Genomic DNA, 3,315 nt, shown 5'->3' with positions numbered 1-3,315 from the left:
ACGCGCTTCCCCCGGCCTTCGACGTCGGCCAGCCACTGCTCGATGGTCAGGTCGTCCTCTGACGGCTCGGCCTCGGCGGCTGCGTCCGGGTCGACGACGACGAACATCATGTACCTCATGGGTTCGTGCTCCTGGCTAGGTGGTGCTGACGAAGATACGACGATCGGTGAACCACCCGATCCGACAGCTCGACGCCTCGAGTCTCCGAGGAAGGAGAACTCGGCTTCATGCGTGCCATCCACGCCGGATTGCGCCGTGACGTGGTGGCACCGCCGGCAGCCGGGCTAGGCGCCGTACGCGGAGGCGAAGAGGTAGCTCACGGCCAGGCTGCGGTGCGGTCGCCACGCCTCCGCGATGGCCACCACCTCGGCCTGGCTGGGGAGGTGGTCGAGCCCGTAGGCGCGCTGGATCGCCTTGCGGAGCGCGAGGTCCCCGGGGAGCACCACGTCGTCGCGGTGGAGGGCGATCGCGAGGAACCCTTCGGCGGTCCAGCGGCCGACTCCCGAGACCTCGGTGAGGCGCGCCACCACCTCCTCGTCGGGGAGCCGCTCCAGCTCGGCGGGGCTGAGCCGGCCGTCGACGAACCGCTCGGCGAGCTCACGCAGCGTCTGCACCTTGCGGCGCGAGAGCCCGGCGGCGCGGACGTCCTCGGGGTCGGCGGCCAGCAGCTGGTCGGGCGTGGGCAGCCGTCCGCCGAAGCGGTCCATCAGGCGGCCGAGCATCGTCCGCGTGACCGCCACGGAAAGCTGCTGGCCGATCACCTGGAAGATCAGGACGCCGAAGGCGTCCATCACCGGCAGCTGCTCCAGCCAGGCGTCCGGGTCGAACTCCGGGTTGGCGTCGATCAGCGCGGCGATCACCGGGTCGGCCCTCCGCAAGCTCGCCAGTGCCGCGGCATCGGGACCCTTCAGCCTCTCGCCCATGCCACCCTCGATTCCGACTGCCGTTCCGAGCTGATTCCTGACGACGACAGCGCGGCCATGGCAGCCCGTATTCCCGATCCGTGGGTCTCCCTCGAGCGGAAGGTGGCGGCCGGCGGGTGAGGTGGCGCGCGTCAGCTCGTCCGGATGCGCAGCACCTGCCCGCCGCCGGGCGAGCCTGCGTTGTTGGTGACGTAGAGCCCATCCTTGCCGATGGCGATGCCGCCGGGCATGGTGAGCGTCCCGGGGGCCAGGGCGATCTGCCGCTTCGTCCCGTCAGGGGACACGGCAAAGAGGCCGCCATCGGTAGACCCTCCCAGCAGCCCATCGTGGTCGATCTCGAGCACGTACAGCGTGCCATTCGTCCCGAACGCGAGGTCCATGATGTTCGTGAATCCGCTCGCGAAGACGGTCACTGCTCCGGTGCGCGGATTCACGCGGTAGACGTTGGCGCCGCCGGGCGGGAACGGGAAGCCGGTGAGCTGGCTGACGTAGTACTGGCGATCCGGCCCCACGACGACCGACGTGGGCACGGCCTGCATCGGGATCTCCGGCCCGCCGAACGGGTTGGGAACCGGGCGGTTGGCGAACACCGCCAGGTTCGAGACGCCACCCCTGTGATTCACGACGTCGATCGCGTTGCCGCCCGCGTCGGCCACCACGAAGCGCCCGCGGTCGAAGAGGACGTCGACGGGGTTGGAGTCGACCGCTGGGTTGCCGACCGCCGCATCCGGGTTCACGTCGCGCTCGAACGCCCAGAGGTCGGCGACCTTCCGGATCTTCTCGTGGTGCCGGATCAGCAGCAGTCGGCCGAAGAGGTCCGCGACCGGGTTCTGCGCGGCCAGGGTGTCCCGGGAGATCGGCGAGCCGGACGCGTCCTTGGGTTCCGTAGGCCCGCCGTTGGTGACATAGACGCGATCGGCACCGAGCACCGTGATGCCGTGCGGGCCGATGGCGTTCGTGTTGTCCGGCGTGTTCGCGTACGAGGCGAGGCCCTCGGCGATCCGCGACTGGTGGCCCCACCGGTCGATCTTCGTCACCGCGCCCGTGGCGCCCATGCACGCGGGACCCTCACCACCAAAGAAGCACGGCCCGCTGCCACCCCGGCCAGACTCCGCCACGAACAAGTCCCCTCGCGACCCGAACGCCAGATGCCGCGGGCTGTCGAGCCCGGACGCCACGACGTCCACGCTGGTCGTTGCCGCCGAAGCGGGCGCCACCCCGAGCGCGAGAAGCAGCACGATGAGCAGGACGCGGAACAAGCGCATAGACCCCTCCTCCGGGCGGATGCCGGTGCCGAGACGCTCTCATTCGAGGTCGAACGGGTCAAGCCGTGGCCGATCGACGCCTGCGGGTAACGACCTGGCCGGCCTGATCGCTCGAGGGTAGTGGACAGATCGGCACCGGTGGCCCGGAGGACGCAGACTGGCGGGTGGTGTTCACCATCTTCGTCGATCCTGGCCCACAGACGTTCAAGTTCTGGGCGATCTGAGCCTGTTGCGCAAAGGCGGAGCGTGCAGGTCGTCAGCGGCTTCTCGGGTCGGGGAGCGTCGCGGTGGCCGCTCCCGCCGGGTGGACGGCGCCCGCCGCGGTGGCTGCGTCCCCTCCTGGAGCGTGGCTCAGGTGGTCGCCGGGCTAACCACTGGCTGGGCGGCCGTGTGCCGCCAGCACGCCCAGCAGGGTCTTGGGGTCGTAGGCGGGATGGCCGTGCCCATCGGCCCGATAGCCGCGCAGGAACGGCGCCAGGTCGAGCTGATCTGTCACGTCGCGCACGAACCAGGCGAGGTGGTCTTGGGGCAGCCAGTCTCGAAGGTCGGGAGGCAGCAGGAACGGCTGGTCGCGGTCGCCGCGCAGGAAGTTGTAGGCCATGACGCATACTAGCGTTTCGCGGCATTCGTTCCAAACGCGAATTGTTTCTTAAGTGTCATTGCCGCGTTGCGGTGACGATGTTCGTAACGGTCCCGGGACGGTCGAGCGGTAGGGTCATGCGGAACGCGGACGGATTCCGCGCCCGTAGCGGGAGACGATGATGGTGGCGGCTGCATCCTGGCCGACCAGCCGGCACGCTGAGCGGCCACACCGTGGCGTCGGCCCCGTCGCGCTTGCCTTCCTCGGCAGCTCGCGGCCACCTACAGCTGAACGGTGGGGGCGCTGCCGCAGCAGGCCGCCATGACCCGCCGGACCGCAGCCCGGGCTGCCTGGTCGCTGTGGGGGCTGTCGGTCGCCCTGGCAGCAGGCGGCGTGCTGGCCGGGGTCTACGGCGGTGCCTACAGTCGCTCCGCCCAGGTCCCGGCCGTGCTGCCAGACCTGCACAAGAGCATGCGCGACGACCTCAGCTTCGCCGTGTGGATCCTGGTGTTCACCACCCTGGGGGCGCTGGTCGCCGCGCGGCGTT

The 3,315-nt window shown here is 70.1% G+C and carries 4 protein-coding genes; 1 reads left to right on the top strand and 3 read right to left on the bottom strand.

Annotated elements, in window-relative coordinates; genetic code table 11:
- Positions 1-284: 284 nt before the first annotated feature.
- From VGR06_RS28780 to VGR06_RS28770, 3 genes are all read right to left on the bottom strand, one after another.
- Entirely contained in the window at positions 285-923 is a 639-nt protein-coding gene (locus tag VGR06_RS28780; RefSeq protein ID WP_327562287.1) for a DNA-3-methyladenine glycosylase 2 family protein, read from the bottom strand.
- Positions 924-1,054: 131 nt separating this feature from the next.
- Positions 1,055-2,188, bottom strand: coding sequence for a ScyD/ScyE family protein (locus VGR06_RS28775; RefSeq protein ID WP_327562286.1), 1,134 nt, complete (start codon positions 2,186-2,188; stop codon positions 1,055-1,057).
- A 367-nt stretch (positions 2,189-2,555) separates the two neighbouring features.
- Positions 2,556-2,789, bottom strand: coding sequence for a hypothetical protein (locus tag VGR06_RS28770; RefSeq protein ID WP_327562288.1), 234 nt, complete (start codon positions 2,787-2,789; stop codon positions 2,556-2,558).
- Positions 2,790-3,089: 300 nt separating this feature from the next.
- On the opposite strand from VGR06_RS28770, the gene VGR06_RS28765 reads away from it, so the two are divergent.
- A partial coding sequence (locus VGR06_RS28765; RefSeq protein ID WP_327562285.1) for a hypothetical protein occupies positions 3,090-3,315 on the top strand: 226 nt, incomplete at its 3' end.

It is taken from the genome of Actinophytocola sp. (genome assembly GCF_036002505.1).
Classification (GTDB): domain Bacteria; phylum Actinomycetota; class Actinomycetes; order Mycobacteriales; family Pseudonocardiaceae; genus DASYTH01.
Note: the sequence above shows the minus strand (reverse complement) of the source record. Positions and strands in the feature narration are given on the sequence as shown.